This window comes from Pseudomonas acericola (SeqCode) (assembly GCF_053456465.1).
Window position 1 is genome coordinate 1,182,393 of sequence record NZ_JBRFJB010000001.1, and the last position, 17,310, is coordinate 1,199,702.

Annotated in this window: 13 protein-coding genes; 8 read left to right on the forward strand and 5 right to left on the reverse strand. The window is 59.8% G+C overall.

Going from position 1 to position 17,310, the window contains the following annotated elements:
- Nucleotides 1-56: 56 nt before the first annotated feature.
- Entirely contained in the window at nt 57-1,496 is a 1,440-nt protein-coding gene (gene hydA / locus ACU688_RS05430) for a dihydropyrimidinase (protein WP_448183935.1), read from the reverse strand.
- Between the two features lie 592 nt (nt 1,497-2,088).
- On the opposite strand from hydA, the gene ACU688_RS05435 reads away from it, so the two are divergent.
- From ACU688_RS05435 to ACU688_RS05465, 7 genes are all read left to right on the forward strand, one after another.
- Nucleotides 2,089-3,570, forward strand: a complete 1,482-nt coding sequence (locus ACU688_RS05435) for an NCS1 family nucleobase:cation symporter-1 (protein ID WP_448183936.1) — start codon at nt 2,089-2,091, stop codon at nt 3,568-3,570.
- Between the two features lie 197 nt (nt 3,571-3,767).
- Nucleotides 3,768-5,051, forward strand: coding sequence for a Zn-dependent hydrolase (locus ACU688_RS05440; RefSeq protein WP_448183937.1), 1,284 nt, complete (start codon nt 3,768-3,770; stop codon nt 5,049-5,051).
- Nucleotides 5,052-5,360: 309 nt separating this feature from the next.
- Complete coding sequence (locus tag ACU688_RS05445; protein ID WP_448183938.1) at nt 5,361-5,996, forward strand: LysE family translocator; 636 nt, start codon at nt 5,361-5,363, stop codon at nt 5,994-5,996.
- 13 nt (nt 5,997-6,009) lie between these two features.
- Entirely contained in the window at nt 6,010-6,783 is a 774-nt protein-coding gene (locus tag ACU688_RS05450; protein ID WP_448183939.1) for a 2OG-Fe dioxygenase family protein, read from the forward strand.
- Nucleotides 6,770-7,717, forward strand: a complete 948-nt coding sequence (locus ACU688_RS05455; protein ID WP_448183940.1) for a diiron oxygenase — start codon at nt 6,770-6,772, stop codon at nt 7,715-7,717. Before ACU688_RS05450 ends, ACU688_RS05455 begins: the two co-directional genes overlap by 14 nt.
- A complete protein-coding gene (locus ACU688_RS05460) occupies nt 7,704-7,982 on the forward strand; it encodes a 2Fe-2S iron-sulfur cluster-binding protein (protein WP_448183941.1) in 279 nt (92 codons plus the stop codon). The genes ACU688_RS05455 and ACU688_RS05460 overlap by 14 nt, the downstream gene beginning before the upstream one ends.
- The gene (locus ACU688_RS05465; protein WP_448183942.1) at nt 7,979-8,461 is read left to right on the forward strand and encodes a GNAT family N-acetyltransferase; all 483 of its coding nucleotides are present in this window, start codon (nt 7,979-7,981) and stop codon (nt 8,459-8,461) included. Before ACU688_RS05460 ends, ACU688_RS05465 begins: the two co-directional genes overlap by 4 nt.
- 59 nt (nt 8,462-8,520) lie before the next feature.
- On the opposite strand, the gene ACU688_RS05470 is transcribed toward ACU688_RS05465, so the two are convergent.
- Nucleotides 8,521-9,948: an aminotransferase-like domain-containing protein gene (locus tag ACU688_RS05470; protein WP_448183943.1), complete on the reverse strand. Its 1,428-nt coding sequence runs from the start codon at nt 9,946-9,948 to the stop codon at nt 8,521-8,523.
- Between the two features lie 230 nt (nt 9,949-10,178).
- Here ACU688_RS05470 and ACU688_RS05475 point away from each other — a divergent pair, with 230 nt between their 5' ends.
- Nucleotides 10,179-11,393 (forward strand): NHL repeat-containing protein, encoded by a 1,215-nt coding sequence (locus ACU688_RS05475; RefSeq protein ID WP_448183944.1) that lies wholly within the window; start codon nt 10,179-10,181, stop codon nt 11,391-11,393.
- Between the two features lie 98 nt (nt 11,394-11,491).
- Here the strand turns inward: ACU688_RS05475 and ACU688_RS05480 are convergent, their stop codons facing one another.
- The 3 genes from ACU688_RS05480 to ACU688_RS05490 are packed head-to-tail and all read right to left on the reverse strand — an operon-like array spanning nt 11,492 to nt 17,274.
- On the reverse strand, nt 11,492-12,910 hold the full coding sequence (locus ACU688_RS05480; protein ID WP_448183945.1) for an efflux transporter outer membrane subunit: 1,419 nt from the start codon (nt 12,908-12,910) through the stop codon (nt 11,492-11,494).
- Entirely contained in the window at nt 12,894-14,063 is a 1,170-nt protein-coding gene (locus ACU688_RS05485) for an efflux RND transporter periplasmic adaptor subunit (protein ID WP_448183946.1), read from the reverse strand. The genes ACU688_RS05480 and ACU688_RS05485 overlap by 17 nt, the downstream gene beginning before the upstream one ends.
- Nucleotides 14,053-17,274 (reverse strand): efflux RND transporter permease subunit, encoded by a 3,222-nt coding sequence (locus ACU688_RS05490; RefSeq protein ID WP_448183947.1) that lies wholly within the window; start codon nt 17,272-17,274, stop codon nt 14,053-14,055. The genes ACU688_RS05485 and ACU688_RS05490 overlap by 11 nt, the downstream gene beginning before the upstream one ends.
- Nucleotides 17,275-17,310 lie beyond the last annotated feature (36 nt).

Consider the following 17,310-nt stretch of genomic DNA (forward strand, 5'->3'; position numbering starts at 1 on the left):
TTTGAATGTGTTCACAAATCAAAAAGTGGGAGCGGGCTTGCCCGCGATTGGCGGTCTCAGCGTTTCACAGCCGTGGGCCTGGAATGCTCAGCCCGCTTGCTCAACTGCTCAAACACCGGCGGATACGCCGGCCGCTCCACATAGCGCCCGGCACCGCGTTCGGCGCGCAGGTCGCCATCGGCCCAGACCAACTTGCCCTGGCTCACGGTGTGGCTTGGCACGCCGCGTACGGTCTTGCCTTCGAAGATGTTGAAGTCGACATTCTGATGGTGGGTCTTGGCGGAAATCGTCCGCGTACCCTCGGGGTCCCACAGCACCAGGTCGGCATCGGCGCCCACGCGGATCGCGCCTTTGCGTGGGTAGAGGTTGAAGATCTTCGCGGTGTTGGTGGAGGTCAGCGCGACGAATTCCTGCATCGACAAGCGCCCGGTGTTGACGCCTTCATCCCACAACACGGCCATGCGGTCTTCGATGCCGGCGGTGCCGTTGGGGATCTTGCTGAAGTCGTCACGGCCGGCGGCTTTTTGCTCGGCGCAGAAGCAGCAGTGGTCGGTGGCGGTGGTGTGCAGGTTGCCCGATTGCAGGCCATGCCACAGCGCCTCTTGATGCCCGCGTGGGCGGAACGGCGGGCTCATCACGTAGCCGGCGGCGGTCTGCCAGTCGGGGTGGCGGTAGACGCTGTCGTCCAGCAGCAGGTGGCCGGCGAGGACTTCGCCATACACCGGCTGGCCCTTGCTGCGGGCGTAGGTGATTTCATCCAGCGCTTCCTTGGTGGAGACGTGCACCAGGTACAGCGGGGTGCCGATGGTTTCGGCGATGCGAATCGCGCGGCTCGCCGCTTCGCCTTCCACCTGGGATGGCCGCGACAGCGGATGCGCTTCCGGCCCGGTGATGCCTTGGGCCATGAGCTTGCGTTGCAGGTGGTACACCAGCTCGCCGTTTTCCGCGTGCACGGTAGGCACTGCGCCCAGTTCCAGGCAGCGCTCGAAGCTGGCGACCAGGGTGTCGTCGGCTGCCATGATCGCGTTCTTGTAGGCCATGAAATGCTTGAAGCTGTTGATGCCGTGATGGCTGACCAGCTCGGCCATTTCCTCGCGCACCTGCTCGCTCCACCAGGTGATCGCGACGTGGAAGCCGTAGTCGGATGCCGACTTTTCCGCCCAACCGCGCCACTGGTGAAAAGCTTCCAGCAAGGACTGCTGCGGGTTGGGAATCACGAAGTCGATGATCGACGTGGTACCGCCCGCCAGACCCGCCGCCGTACCACTGAAAAAGTCTTCACTGGCCACGGTGCCCATGAAGGGCAGTTGCATATGGGTGTGGGGATCGATGCCGCCGGGCATCAAATATTGGCCGCTGCCGTCGAGTATTTCAGTGCCGGCGGGAATATCCAGGTCCGTGCCAATGGCGCGGATTAGACCGCCTGCGCATAAAACATCGGCGCGGTAACTTTCATCATGGGTAATAACGGTGGCGCCACGGATCAACAGTGACATGTCGAGTTCCTCACAGGCTTGACCGGCTTGTGCCAGTTCTAAGTGTTGTAATGCTGCTTGCCGATGGGTCGGTTAATTCCTGTCATCGGTGACAGGAATAGAAACTAGCCCGAGTTTTTCGATTGGGCAAGAAGATTTTTTATAAGCTTATATTGTTATTAACATATTGATTTTTAATGATTAAAAATACAAATCACCAAAATGAAGCGCACGTTCACCGTTTTGACGCACTTGACAGGTTCTTAAATTGAGCAACATTTCTTATTGCAAATCAGACGCTTGAGATATGCCGCTTGACGGCGATGGGAAATAAAAATAATTGTGTTGCACCAGATTGAGTCCTGACAGTTCGGGCAACTTCCACGTTATTTAGCCTGAGTAACGTGGCAAGTACCGATGGATCAATCGGAAAGCTGATTAACATCAGCCAGTTATATAAGCGGTAGGGGTATGGCAACGGTTGTCGGCACGATTATTGAGTGCAGTGGCGGCTGGCCGGACCCGTGATGTCATGTTGTTTACGAGGTACTCCGGCCACCCAGTGCCCAGCGTTGGGTGAGCAACAATAATTCGAAAAAACCGTGGAGCGGCCATGCAACAGAACAGATCGCAAGTCATTGAGCGCAACGGCCTGTACGAACTCGACGCCGGCCCCGACGTCCTCGACAGCCCGCGCTACAACCACGACATGGCACCGACCAAGGTGCATGAACGAACCTGGAACAAGTGGCACATCACCGCGCTGTGGGTCGGCATGTCGATCTGCGTGCCCACCTATACGCTGGGCGGGGTGCTCACCGCGTACTTCGGCTTGTCGGTGGGCGAGGCGCTGATGGCGATCTTGCTGGCCAATATCGTGGTGTTGATCCCGCTGACCCTCAACGCGTTTCCCGGGACCAAGTACGGCATTCCGTTTCCGGTGCTGTTGCGTTCGTCGTTCGGCATTCTCGGCTCCAACGTGCCGTGTCTGATTCGTGCGTTGGTGGCGTGCGGCTGGTTTGGTATCCAGACGATGTTTGGCGGGCTGGCGATTCACTTATTTCTTGGTTCGATTTTCGAGGGCTGGAAGTCCCTCGGCGGCACCGGTGAAGTGATTGGCTTCATGATTTTCTGGTGCCTGAACTTGTGGGTGGTGCTGCGTGGCGCCGAGTCGATCAAGCGCCTGGAAACCCTCTCGGCGCCGCTGCTGGTGGCGGTGGGGATCGGCCTGTTGGTGTGGGCGATGCCGAACGTGTCCCTCAGCGAGTTGATGGCGATCCCGCCAAAGCGCCCGGAAGGCGCGAGCCTCACCGGCTACTTCATGGCCGGCCTGACCGCGATGGTGGGGTTCTGGGCCACCTTGTCGCTGAATATTCCTGACTTCAGCCGCTACGCGAAAAGCCAGAAGGACCAGATCCTCGGGCAGATCTTCGGCCTGCCGCTGACCATGTTCCTGTTCGCTGCACTGGGCGTGATCATGACGGCTGCGTCGGTGAAACTGGTGGGGGTGAGCGTGTCCGACCCGGTGACCTTGATCGGCCATATCCAGAGCCCGGTGTGGGTGGCCATTGCGATGCTGTTGATCATCATCGCCACTTTGTCCACCAACACGGCGGCGAACATTGTTTCGCCGACCAATGACTTCCAGAACATCGCGCCGAAGCTGATCAACCGCACTACGGCGGTGATCCTCACCGGGTTGGTGGGGCTGGTGTTGATGGGGCATGAGTTGCTGAAAAAGCTCGGCTTGATCGTTTCCGATGTGAGCCTGGAGACCGTCTATTCCAACTGGCTGCTCGGCTATTCCAGCCTGCTGGGGCCGATTGCCGGGATCATGGTGGTGGACTATTTCATCACCCGCAAACAACAACTGGACTTGGCCGGTTTGTACCGCGATGACGTGTACCCGGCGTGGAACTGGAGCGGGTTCATTGCCTTTGGCGTGCCGGTGGTGCTGACGTTGCTGTCGCTGGGCAGTGATGCGTTCAGTTGGTTCTACAGCTATGGCTGGTTTACCGGTTCGGCGTTGGGTGGGGTGTTGTATTACGCCCTGAATGCCAAACGCGGCGCTAGCCCGGTCGCCGTCAAAAGTTGAAATGCAATCCAAATGTGGGAGCTGGCTTGTGTGGGAGCTGGCTTGCCTGCGATAGCATCTCCTCAGTGCAACTGATGTACCGAGGTGCCTGCATCGCAGGCAAGCCAGCTCCCACAAAAAGCCAGCTCCCACACAAGCCAGTTTTCACCTGTTGCACCGGGTTCAATCCATAAGAAATGTAGCCTGAGGAGATCCCCATGAACGCTGCCCTCGACGTTCTGCAATCCACCCATCAGCACATCAATCGCGACCGTTTGTGGCAGTCCCTGATGGACCTCGCCCAGCTCGGCGCCACCGCCAAGGGTGGCGTGTGCCGCCTGGCCCTCACCGACCTCGACCGCCAGGCCCGCGACCTCTTCGTGCAGTGGTGCGAAGCCGCCGGTTGCACCGTGACCATCGACGGCATCGGCAACATCTTCGCCCGCCGCCCCGGGCGCAACCCCGACCTGCCACCGGTGATGACCGGCAGCCATATCGACACCCAACCCACAGGCGGCAAGTTCGACGGCTGCTTCGGTGTGCTCGCCGGTGTGGAAGTGCTGCGTACCCTCAATGACCTCAACGTGGAAACCGAGGCACCGCTGGAAGTGGTGGTGTGGACCAACGAAGAAGGCTCGCGCTTCCCGCCGTGCATGATGGGTTCGGGGGTGTTTGCCGAGAAATTCAGCCTGGCGGACACCCTGGCGAAGGTCGATGCCGATGGCGTCTCGGTGGGCGATGCGTTGAACGCCATTGGCTACGCCGGTACACGGCCGGAGAGCGGGCACAAGGTCGGCGCGTATTTCGAAGCGCATATCGAACAGGGGCCGATTCTTGAGGATGAGAAAAAAACCATCGGCGTGGTCTTGGGCGCGCTGGGGCAGAAGTGGTTCGACCTGAAACTGCGTGGCGTCGAAGCCCACGCGGGGCCGACGCCGATGCACCTGCGCAAGGATGCCCTGGTGGGTGCAGCGGCGGTGGTGGCAGCGGTGAATGCGGCGGCGCTCGGGCATCAGCCCCACGCGTGTGGCACGGTGGGCTGCCTGCAAGCCTATCCGGGCTCGCGCAATGTGATTCCCGGCGAGGTGCGCATGACCCTGGATTTCCGTCACCTGGAGCCGGCGCGGTTGAATTCGATGATTGCCCAGGTGCGCACGGTGATCGATGAGACCTGCGCCAAACATGACTTGAGCTTTGAAATGGCGCCGACGGCGGACTTCCCGCCGTTGTATTTCGACAAGGGTTGTGTGGACGCCGTACGCGATGCGGCCAATGGCTTGGGCCTGTCGAACATGGACATTGTCAGCGGGGCAGGGCATGACGCGATCTTCGTCGCCGAGTTGGGTCCGGCAGGCATGATCTTTGTGCCCTGTGAAGGGGGCATCAGCCATAACGAAATCGAAAACGCCGCACCGGATGATCTGGCGGCGGGCTGTGCGGTGTTGTTGCGGGCGATGGTCGCCGCCTCCGCCGCGATAGCGGGGCGCCAGATGGCCGCCTGACGCGGTTTTTCATCACTCACGGATGCGCCACCCGGCGCGTCCGCACACACATAGACCGGCGCCTAGCGCCGGTTTTTGCGTCTTTCCCCTTCTGAAAAATACCGCGTGCCTGCTCTGGTACAGATTTTGGAAAAAACCACCATACAGATGGCCGGGCGTTCAACTGTGCATCAAAGAAGTGGTTTTTCTGGATCTTAATTAAGTGCCGAGTAGCGATAACAATAGCTTATTCGTTGAGTTGCGTTGGGCCAGTCTTAATGCAAGTGCCGGAAGTCTATTCGTCCAGTTGTCTTTGTCCGGGGTTTAATCATGACTATCTATGCGTGGCTGTCGTTCATTCTGATTACGATGGTGCAAGCCGGTTCGCCAGGGCCATCAACCGTGTTCCTGGTAAATAACTCCATCAAGTATGGGCCGTTCAAAGCGATTGGCGTATTGACCGGCGATGTATTTGCCATCTTGATCATGGGCTTGATCTCATCATTGGGTATTGCCACTTTTTTTGCAGAACATCCGTCGATGTTCAATGCATTGAAACTGGCCGGTGCGGCCTATCTTGTTTACCTCGGTATTGGTGCGTTCAAGAAAAGCCGCTCGATGATGAGTGCTGCAAGTCCTGATGCAGCTGTTGTCAGGGCGCCTGCTTTAACGCGCCAGTGGGCCCAGTCCTTCTTGATCGGTATCAGTAATCCAAAGGCGCTGGTGTACTTTACCGCGCTGTTGCCGCAGTTCGAAAAAAGTGGCACCCCCGATCTTAAGTTCTTTGCGTTTCTTGTGATTATCAGTGCGCTGATAAAGTTTTCGATTCTTTCCTGTTATGCCGTGGTGGCAACCAGGATTGCCTCGAAGTTGACGTCGCCCTCCGCCAGTAGAATCGGTTCCAAAGTAGTCGCTGTATTCTTCGTATTTTTTGGTGCGGCATTAGGGTTCTCTACCATCCATTGAAGGATATCTATCTATGAAGTATGAAGGCTCTGCAGCCCGTTCATTGTCAACTGTGCAAAGCACCTCTGATCTGATTGAGCAGCAACTCAGGCGCAGTGGTTATTGGGTGGGTAACTATTTCAACTATTTTGTGACGTTGGCCCATCGTTCCGAAGACTGGAGAGCATTCCTCCAGACTTGGGATAGCTTGCCACCGGATGAGTTTATGGCGGACGGCGGCAAATACCGTCGGCGGCGGTTTACCGAACTTCGCTACAGTGTGCTCAACGATGAAATCGGCATTCTTCCGCATCGTCCGTTCTTCCAGGATAAGTACACGAACACCTTGAATGGCGGCGTGGATCGATACTTTGAGCCGATTACACCCTATATTGCGACGCACCCTTTTATAAAACGCATGATTCGCGATTATGTGGCGATCTTTACCCGTTATAAAGATGTGGCGGTTTGGCAGGTGTATTTGCACCAAGTGCGAATTACATCGTCGCGCGGTGTTGCCGGTTTCCCGACGCCGGAAGGCATACATAAGGACGGTGTTACGTTTTCCAGTTTGTTTTGCGTCAACCGCACGGACAATTGCACCGGCGCAGAAAATTCAATCTATGACAACGACAAGGCTTTGCTCGAAAGTTTTACCCTCAAACGTTATGGCGATCTGGTGATTTTTGATGATTCCAAGGTGTATCACAGCGTCAGTCAAATGAACACGTCAGACGATGGCGTCGCGTCGCGGGATATGTTGTTTCTGGAATTCACGGCGCAAGGGGCTGAGCATGTCGCGTCATAGTGGAATGGATATTGAAACCCGCGATTATTCACGGGAAGTGATTGAACGTATCAGCCAAAGTTGGTCGTTTGACGCCGAGGTCATGCGCTTTAAAGGGATTACCAGCCTTGCGTTTGATATGCATGCGCCAGACTTTCTGGAGGCGATGGTACCTTTCTCGTCGTTCGACGCGTGGCGCACCCTGGAGCCTCAAGATAAAAACGACTTGCTCTCGGCCGGGTGGATTATCTATCAGAGCAACACCATCTTTATTGAAACCGACTTGGTCACGCCGGCCTGTATCGAAGTCATTCGTTCGCGGCAAGACAACAGTGTCGGCCCCGAGATGGCGCGCTCAATGGCGGAGGCGATGACGGACGAGGGTTATCACACGCTGCTGGCAGTGCTCACCTGTGATGAAGTGCGGGCCAACCGGCAACTGGCGTTGTTTCCTGCGGACTTCCACCTCGTAAACGTCATGAATGCCTATATCCATGGGCTGGACAGCGAATGGAAGCGGCGCATTGCGCGTATCGCCACGGCCTGCTGCACAGAGAACCACATCACCGATTACCTGGACCTGCTGGCGAATGCGACGTCGATCCAGCCGATGTTTCTCGCGGCGGTCAATGCCCATGCCAAGGACGAGTGGAGCCACGGCTCGCAGTTTGCGGTGTTGGCGCGCGATGTCTATTGGCAGCTCTCCAAAGACGGAAAACAGGTGTTCAAGGAAACCGTCGAGCTGGTCGCGAAGAATTTCTTCCGCGCTGATCTCAATGCCTGGATCACCGTGATTGATCAGCTCGCGCGGCCCTCACTCGATGGCGTGCGCGCGGCAGTGGTCGACAACGCAGTAGAGCTGCAACGCGGCGTCGAGTTTACGAATAACAATCGCGGCTTGATGAAGCTCTATGACAGCCTGGAATGGGAATGGACCAACGATGACCGCCAATAATTTTACCCTCGCCTGCGCAGGGCAGCGTGAGCCCATGGCCGGCGATGTGTTCTCGCTGGTCAATGCCTGTGAAAAACTCGGCCTGGTCCGCACCCGTTGCCGGCAGGGGCGGTGCGGCGCCTGCCAGGTGAGGTTCGTCTCCGGTGAGTACAGCGAGTGGGCACCCATGCTTGCGCTCACGGAAAAGGAAAGAGGGCACAACGCAATCTTGCCCTGTGTGCTGGTTCCGCTCTCGGACATTGAAGTTGAGGCTTGGTACCCATGAGCGAGACGATTTACGTAGAAAACGAACACTTTCGGATTCGCAGCGCCAGGCTCGACGACGCGATCGCCATCCGCAAAATGGTGTTCAAGACCTTTGTGGAGTACGGCATCGCCGCTGACCCCGACGATGATGATCGCGACATCATGTGCTTTGGTGTACCCAAGACGAATGTCGTGGAGTTGGTCACGGTGTTTGGCGATGTGCCGGTGGGCTCTGCGATTCTCACGGGCGGCGACGATGGCCGGGTGAAACTCACCAAGTACTACCTGGACAAGGACTATCGCGGTTTTGGTGCCGGGGTGGCGATGCTCCAGACGGCGGTGTCGACGGCACAGCAGTTGGGCTTCAAGGAGATTTTCCTGAAAACCCGGGCACGCTACAAAGAGGCCGTCCAATTGTACGAGTCAACCGGTTGGGTGAGGGGCGCGGACCAGCCAGGCCCTGGCCCGGAACGGGTCTACTCCATACGGTTTTCTTAACACCGAGATCTATGCGCTGAGGCAGGCAGGCCGTCACCGGCCTGTTTGTTATTGAGGCACTAGCGCAGCATGTTGGATACGCTGAGGTCCATTACGCGTTTGCCGATCATCTTGATCGCTTCCTCCACCCGGTCATCGAGCACACCGCCATAGTTGATGCGGATGCAGTTTTCATACTTGCCGGAAGAGGAGAATATTTTCCCGGTGGCAATTTGGATGTTGTGCAGCATCAAGTAGTCGCTGAGCTCGTAGGCCGACACGCCGTCCGGCAGCTCCATCCACAAGAAATACCCGCCTTGGGGCCGGCTGATCCGAATGCTCGGGTTGAAGTATTTGGAGATCCAACTGGTCATCAACTCGCGGTTGGCCTTGTAGTTGGCGCGCATGCGCCGCAGATGGATCTGGTACAAGCCCTTGCCCATGAACTCGGCAATCGCGCGTTGGTTGGCGGTGGCCGTGGCGCCGGAGCTGGTGTATTTGATATGCAGCACTTTGTCGTAGATTTTCCCGGGCACGACCCAGCCCACCCGCAGCCCCGGCGCGAGTGTTTTTGAGAAAGAGCCGCAGAGGATGATCTTGCCCTCGGCGTCGAGGGACTTGATGGTTTTGGGGCGCGGGTACGGGTACGTGAGGTCGCCATAGGTGTCATCTTCGATGATAAAAAAGCCGAAGGTCCTGGACAGTTCCACCAGGGTTTCCTTGCGCTCATCCGGCATGACATAACCCAGCGGGTTGTTGCAGTTCGGGTTGACCAGCACCGCGCGGATCGGCCAGCGCTCAGCAATAAGCTCCAGTGATTCCAGGCAGATGCCCGTCAGCGGATGGGTAGGCACTTCAATGACTTTTATGCCGCAGACCTTGAGGGTTTGTATCGCCCCGTGAAAGCTCGGCGACTCGACGACCACGATATCGCCCTGGCTGCAAATGGCCCGTATGGAGCACATCAGGGCCTCTTGGCAGCCGGTAGTGATGATGATTTCTTCCGGGTCGACCAGGCAGCCGGAATCGATAATCAAGCGACTGACTTGCGTCCTTAGTTCCAGGTTGCCCTTGATGTTTTCATAGTTGAGCCCATCCTTTTGCCAGCGTTTGGCTTCGTGGCTCAGGCTTTTCATCAAGGGCTTCAAGGTCGGCGTGTCAACGTGGGGCATGCCTCTGCCCAGTTGCAGCACGCGTTCGTCCGGGGTGCTGGTGGTCACCTTGTAGATTTCATCCCACTCCAGGATATCGAGGGGGTTTTTTTCGATGGCGCGCATGGTGGGCAAGAGGTGCAGGTTTTGCCGGCGGGTGACGAAGTGGCCGGACTTGGGCGCGGGTGATGCCAGGCCTTCTTCCTCCAGCAGGCGATAGGCCTGCTGGACGGTGCCCAGGCTGACGCCGTGTTCTGCGCTCAACACGCGAACAGAGGGAAGGCGTTGCCCCGCCTGGTACATGCCCATTTCAATTCTGCTGCGCAGTAAACGGGCCAACTCTGAATACTTTGCCACTGATCCCTCACCGCTAACCTGTCCTGTGCGTAGTGGCATAGTCCTCCACCGCCCCGGTGGGTGGCAAGGGCGGCGGCGGTGAGGGCGTTTGATTGGCATTGCACACAGGAACGCCGACCAACGGATGGAAGAACTGTCATTTCTCACAGTTGTGGGCATACGCCGATTGGTTTCTCCTTAACGGAGCCCGAGTTGCGGTGGGTTGATCTTCAGCACAATGGAGAAATGACATGGGACAAATCGGCAAAAAGCGGCCTGTCGCACCTGGCCAACCTGACCCCTCCTACGGCAACGCGGGTGTGGTGACACCCGACCCGAGTACCTCCGGGTTTGTTCGGGCACTCGTCGTGGACTCGCAGGAGCGGCAGGTATTTGTCCTTTGGGTGCAGGGTCAGTTTTGGTTGTATCGCCACCGTAAAGATGGAACGCCGGACGTCGGATTCGGAGAAGGTGGCGTGGTCAAGGGCAGTTTTGTTGAAGGTGTGGCCTCGCGCCCTTGTGATGTGTTGGTGAAGAGCAACGGAGATATTTTGCTCATAGGGGAAGTGATGAACGACCCTCAGAAGGGTGAAATAGCGGTCATCAGCTTCAAGTCGGATGGAAAACCGGACAGTGAATTCGGGACTCGCATTATTCAGGCGATTCCTGCGCAGGCGACTCACAGTCAGCAACCATTTGGTTGTTTGCAGCCAAATGGCAACATCTTGATTTCTGCCGGTTATTCAATATCTGATGGTGTGAACCCGGCTCGTGAATTTGGGTTGCTGATTAACTTGTTGGCAACGGGTGAGTTGAATCTGCAGTTTGGTGGAGGCACTGGGATTGTCCCTGTGCACTTTGAAGGCAAGGATACGACGTTGTCTCGAGTCGTTGCCCTGAATGATGGGGGGTGCGTGGTAGGCGGTACGCAGTCAGTGTCCCACGGACAGCAGGTTGAGTCGCATGCTGCGTTGGCCCGTTATACAGCGAGTGGTTCGCTTGTGACAGCCTTCGGGCACAACGGGTACGCCGTTGTGGAGGTACTCAATTCCGGCCTTTATGACCTGGATGTTTTCGACGAGATTGTATATCTAGCCGGTAAGGGCGACAGCAGCCGAGCAATGGTCGCTGTATACGATTCAGCGGGCCAGCCGTTGCAGTCCTTCAATGACGGGCGTCCTCATGTTGACGAAAACCCGTTTACTTCCTGGTTTGCAATCAAAGTGCAACAAGATCGGAGCGTGGTAGTAGCAGGCAGTGTGCTGTCGCCGCGTGGCGAGCAAATTTATGCGCGTCTTCTGCAGAATGGGCAGTTTGACCAAAAATTTGCCCATGAGGGGCGCGGGCACTTGGGACGTGGTTCATTTTTTCATCTTGCCCTTCAGCCGCACCTCAAGAGAATTGTATTAGCGGGCAACCAAGTGGACCCCGTGGATACCCCTGCTTTATACGGCGTCAAGATGTAAAGAGTGCGGCGCAAGCTTGCTTGTGCGCGGTGGTCTGTCGCCAGATATCCGGCTGAACCACGGCGATTGCAAGCAAGCCCGCCACAGGTAGTCGGGGATCAGGCGCCAGGCTGCCAACCGCCGCCCAGCGCAGTCAGCAACCCCACACTCGCCTGCAACTGTCGCGTCTGTACCGCCCGCAAGGTCCGTTGCGCCTGCAAGGCGGCGGTCTGCGCCGTCACCACGTCCAGGTAGCTCACGGCGCCCGCCTGATAGCTGTTCATCGCCAAGGACTGGGTGTGCTGCGCCGCATCCGCCGCCGCTTGTTCGTCGTCGGCTTGCTGCTGCAGGTCGCGCAGTTGGGCGAGGTTGTCTTCTACTTCGCGCACGGCTTTCAGTACATGGCTGCGGTACTGCGCCGAGGCTTCTTCGAATTCGGCCTTGGCCTGGCGTTCATTGGCGCTCAAGCGCCCGCCATCGAAGATCGGCAGGTTGACCAGCGGCCCCAGCGCCCAATAGCGATTACTTGCCGACAGCAGGTTGCCGACGCCTTGTGTCTGCCCGCCAAGCACCCCGGTCAAGCTGAAGTCCGGGTACCACGCCGCCTTGGCTACGCCGATGTTGGCGTTGGCGGCAAACACGCGCCGCTCCGCCGCCGCAATGTCCGGGCGACGTTGCAACAGGTGGCTCGGCAGCTGTGCCGGAATGCCCGGTAGCGCGAGCAGCTGCGCACTCGGCGCGAGGCTGAAGGTGCTGGCCGCCACGCCCACCAGTTCGCCAATCGCATGTTCGGTCAGGTTGCGTTGCCCGCGCACGTCATCCCATTGCGCCTTGGCTTCGGCCAGTTGGTTTTGCGCACGGGTCAGGTCCAGTTCCGAGGCGATCTGGCCCTCGTAGCGACTGCGCGTCAGTTGCAGCGCCTGGCGAAAATCCTCCAGTGAATGGTCGAGAATCCGCGCTTGTGCATCCAGCCCGTTGAGCTGCACATACAAGCTCGCCAACTGCTGTTGCAGGCTCAAGCGCGCCACTGCCAAGTCGTCGCCGGCCGCTTGCGCCTGGGCATCACCGGCCGCGACCTGGTTGCGGATTTTGCCCCACAGGTCCAGGTCGTAGCTCAGGGAAAACCCTGCGGTGTTGCTGTTGTAGACCGATGGCTGGGTGGTGCCACGTAGGGGGCGCGAGTCCGATTGGCGTTGGCGCAGCGGCTGCGCACTGGCGTTGATTTGCGGGAACAACCCGGCATGCAGTTGGCTGGCGTAGGCCTGGGAGGCATCGAAGTGCGCCAGCGCCGCCGCCAGATCCGGATTGGCCTTGAGCAGTTGCTGTTGCAGTGCGCTCAAGCGCGGGTCGTGGTAGAGCGTCCACCATTCGGGGGCCAATTGATCGGCCGGCTGCGCGCTGTGCCACGGGCCGTCGCTGGTCTGTTCGCGATAGCCGGCGGGCAGGTCAACGCTTGGCACCTTGTAGGTGGGCGCCATGGAGCAGCCGTGCAGCGCCAGCAACAGCAGGGCCGCGAGGGGTTTAAGCCTTGGGCGCATGGGCACCTCCCGAGGCATCGGCCAATTGCACCGGGTCACCTTCGCGCAGGGCGTCGGGCGGGTTGTCGATCACGCGGTCGGCGGGCTTGAGGCCCTGGTCGATCACCAGGCGTTCGCCGAGGTCGAGGCCGATATGGATAGTTTGCAGGTGCACGTGATTGTGCCCGTCGAGCACGGCGACTTGCGTGCCCTCGGCGCGGAAGATCAAGGCGCTGGCGGGGATGCTCACGCCATGGGTGTCGGCGGGGATCGGCAAGGTCGCTTCGGCGTAGTCACCGGGCAGCAACTCGCCGTTGGGGTTGTCGGCGACGAACTGCGCGAGCAGGGTGCCGGAGCGCCGGTCGATGGCGGTGGAGTCGCCGATCAGGCGGGCCTTGAAGTGTTCGCCAGGATGTTCGGGCACGGTCAGTTCGGCTTCCAGGCCGGGGTGGATGACCGCCGCGTAGTTTTGCGGCACCGGCACGTACAGGCGCAACTGGTGGGTATCGGCGAGGTTGAACAGCTCTGGGTCGCTGTCGGTGTCTGCTTTGATCAACTGGCCGATATCGGTGTTGCGTGCGGTGATGGTGCCGGCGAACGGTGCGCGGATGGTCTTGTAGCCGGCCAGCGCCGACAACCGCGCATAGTCGGCAGCGGCGGCTTCGGCGTTGGCCTTCGCGGCGGCGGCGTTGGAGGTTTTTTCATCGGCCTCCTGGCGTGACACCGAGTGGCTGGCCAGCAGGTTTTGCCAACGCGTGGCGGTGGTCTCGGCCAGGCGTGCATTGGCCTGTTCCTGACTCAGCCGGGCGTGGGTTTGCGCCAGTTGCTGGTCGAGGTCCGGGCTGTCGATTTCCGCGAGGATTTGCCCGGCCTTGACCTGGGTGCCGATGTCGGCTTTCCAGTCTTTCAAGTAGCCACTGACCCGCGCATGGATCGGCGCCTTGCTCCAGGCTTCCAGGTGAGCGGGCAAGCGCAGGGTATCGCCGGCGGCGTTCTGTTGCGGTTGGAACACCAGCACTTGTGGGATGGCGGCGGTCTCTGTCCAGGCGGTAACGGATTGTTCATGCAAGGTGCGGGCATGCAGGCCGTTGGCGACCAGCAGGGCGGCCAGGGTCAGGCCGCCGACACCCAGGAGCATCAGACGCTTGCGCGAGGGTTTGTGATCAGACGACATGGGGAGTTTCTCCGGCAACTGCGCGAGTAGGGTGACGGCCGTGGACCAGGCTGAACACCACGGGGACAAACAACAGGGTGGCGATGGTGGCGAAGATCAAGCCACCGATCACCGCCCGGCCGAGGGGGGCGTTTTGTTCTTCGGAAAGGGCCAGTGGCAACATACCGATGATCATCGCCAGGGCGGTCATGCACACCGGGCGGAAGCGTGTGTAACCGGCCTCCATCGCCGCCTTGAGTGCATCGCCATGTTCGGCCAGGCGTTCACGGCAGAAGCTCACTACCAGGATCGAGTTGGCGGTGGCCACGCCCATGCAGAGGATGGCGCCGGTAAGGGCGGGCACCGACAGTGAGGTGCCGCTGAGGAACAGCATCCACACAATGCCCGCGAGTGCGGCCGGCAGTGCGGTGATGATCACGAACGGGTCGGCCCACGACTGGAAGTTGACCACGATCAGCAGGTAGATCAGCACCACGGCGCCGAGCAGGCCCAGACTCAAACCACTGAAGGCTTCATGCAAGGCGTCGATCTGCCCATGCAGGCTGATGGTCGCGCCTTTGGGGCGCATGGAGGCGGTGTCATCCAGCACTTTTTGCACGTCGCGCGCTACGCCGCCGAGGTCGCGGCCTTGCACGTTGGCGTACAGGTCCAGGGTCGGCTCGATGTTGTAGTGGGTCACCACCGCCGGGCTTTGCACGCGGGAAATACTCGCCACGCCACCGAGGATCTGCGACTGGCCGTCGGCGCCGGTCACCGGCAAGGCTTCCAGCGACGGCAGGCTGTCGAGGCGGTATTGCGGCGTCGCCGCGACGATGGAGTACGACACGCCGTTGGCCGGGTTGAGCCAGAAGGTCGGCGCGGTCTGCGAGCTGCCGGCCAGGGACGCGACCATGCTGTTGGTCACGTCGCGCTCGGTGATGCCCAGGCCGTTGGCCCGCAGGCGGTCGACATTGACTTGCAGCGACGGGTAGCCGGTGGACTGCTGGATACGCAGGTCGGCGATGCCAGGGACGTGTTGCAGGCGGCGTTCCAGTTCCACTGCATAGGCGCGGTTTTCGGCATCGTTGCGCCCGGAAATTTTCACGTCCAGCGGGGCCGGGGCGCCGAAGTTGAGGATCTGGCTGCTGATGTCGGCGGGCAGGAACGCGAAGTGGCTGCCGGGGAAGCTTTGCGGCAGCGCTTCACGCAGTTTTTTCACGTAGTCGGCGGTGGGCGCGTGGTCCTGCTTCAGGGTGACCTGGATGTCGCCGTCCTGCGGGCCGATGGTGCCGCTGCTGCTATAGGCCATGTCGATGCCGCTGAGGGGAATGCCGATGTTATCGACGATGGTGTCGAGTTCAGCGCTGGGGATCACCTCACGGATACGCGCTTCGATGCGGTCGAAGGCGGCGGCGCTTTCTTCGATCCGCGTGCCCAAGGGCAAGCGCACGTGAAGGGCCAGGGCGCCGGCGTCGGTGGTGGGGAAGAAGTCCTGGCCCAGGCTCGGCAGCAGCAGGAACGACGCGAGCACGCAGGCGAGGAAACCGACGATAAAGCGCTTGCGGTTGCCCAGCGCCAACAGCAGCAGGCCGTGGTAGGTGTCGCGGATATTCGAGAAGTGACGCTCGAAACCCTGCTGGAAGTTCAGCACCGCTTGCAGCGCGGCATGCCGTGGTTTGGCGTGTTGCTCACCCTCGTGATGGTTGATGAATTCATCTTCCGGGTGATGCCCCGCGCCTTGCTCCGGCGTGTGCGGCTTGAGCAGGAACATCGCCAGCGTCGGTACCAGCGTACGCGAGAGGATGAACGAACTGGCCATGGCAAAGATCACCGCCAGCGCCATGGGGCGGAACAGGTAACCGGCGATGCCTTGCAGCATGAACATCGGCACGAACACGATGCAGATGCACAGCAGCGAGACGAACGCGGGGCCGACAATTTGCGCGGCGCCGTCGAGGATCGCGGTTTTTACCGACTTGCCTTGTTCCAGGTGCCAGTTGATGTTCTCGATGGTCACGGTGGCGTCGTCCACCAGAATTCCCACCGCCAACGCCAGCCCGCCGAGGGTCATGACGTTGAGGGTTTGCCCGCTGACGGCGAGCAGTGCGATGGCCGACAGTACAGCCAGGGGAATCGACGCGGCGATGATCAGCGTCGAGCGCCAGCTGCCCAGGAACAGCAGGATCATCGCACTGGTCAGCAGGGCGGCGATGATGCCTTCCTGGGCCACGCTGCCCACCGATTGCTTGACGAACACCGAGGCATCGCCCAGCAGCGAGGTCTTCAGTGACGGCGGCAGGGTTTCGTCGATGCGCGGCAGCATCTGGCGGATACCGTCGATGATCGACAGGGTGGAAATGCTGCCGTTTTTCAGCGCCGGCATCAGCACGGCGCGGTGGCCGTCGACGCGCACGATGTTGGTTTGCGGCGGCGAGCCGTCGCGCACGTGGGCCACTTGGCCGATGGTGATCAGCGCGCCGTCCACGGTCTTGATCGGCAGGTCGTTGAGCTCGTCGATCGCCTTGGGGCTGTTGTTGAGCAGGATCGTGTATTCGTTGGGGCCGAGCTTGGCGGTGCCCACCGGGATGATCTGGTTTTGCAAGGCCAGGGCGTTGCCCACGTCCTGGGCCGACAAGCCTTTGGCGGCGAGCGCCTGTGGGTCGAGGTCGAGGGTGATCTGGCGTTGCTTGCCGCCCATGGGCGTGGGCATGGCCAGGCCGGGCAGGGCGCTTAACGGCAGGCGGATATTGTTCTGCACCAGGTCGCGGATCTTCGCTTCCGACAGGCTCGGGCTGGAGAACGCCAGTTGCAGGATCGGCACCGTGGATGCGCTGTAGTTGAGGATCAGCGGCGGCGTGATGCCCGGCGGCATTTGCTTGAGCACGGTTTGTGACACGGCCGTCACTTGGGCGTTGGCGGTGCGGATGTCGACGCCGGGCTGGAAGAAGATCTTGACGATGCCCATGCCGGGCAGCGATTGCGATTCGATATGTTCGATGTCGTTGACGGTGGTGCTCAGGGAGCGTTCGTAGGTGTAGATCACCCGACCGGCCATGGCATCCGGCGACAAGCCGTTGTACTGCCAGACCACGGCAACCACGGGGATGCCGATATCGGGGAAGACATCCGTGGGGGTTCGCAGGGCCGCCATCGGCCCGATGATGCAGATGAATATAGCCAACACGATAAACGTGTACGGCTTGTGCAGTGCGGTCTTTACCAGCCCGAGCATGCGTGAACCTCCATTGGAGCAGGATTGCAAACCCCG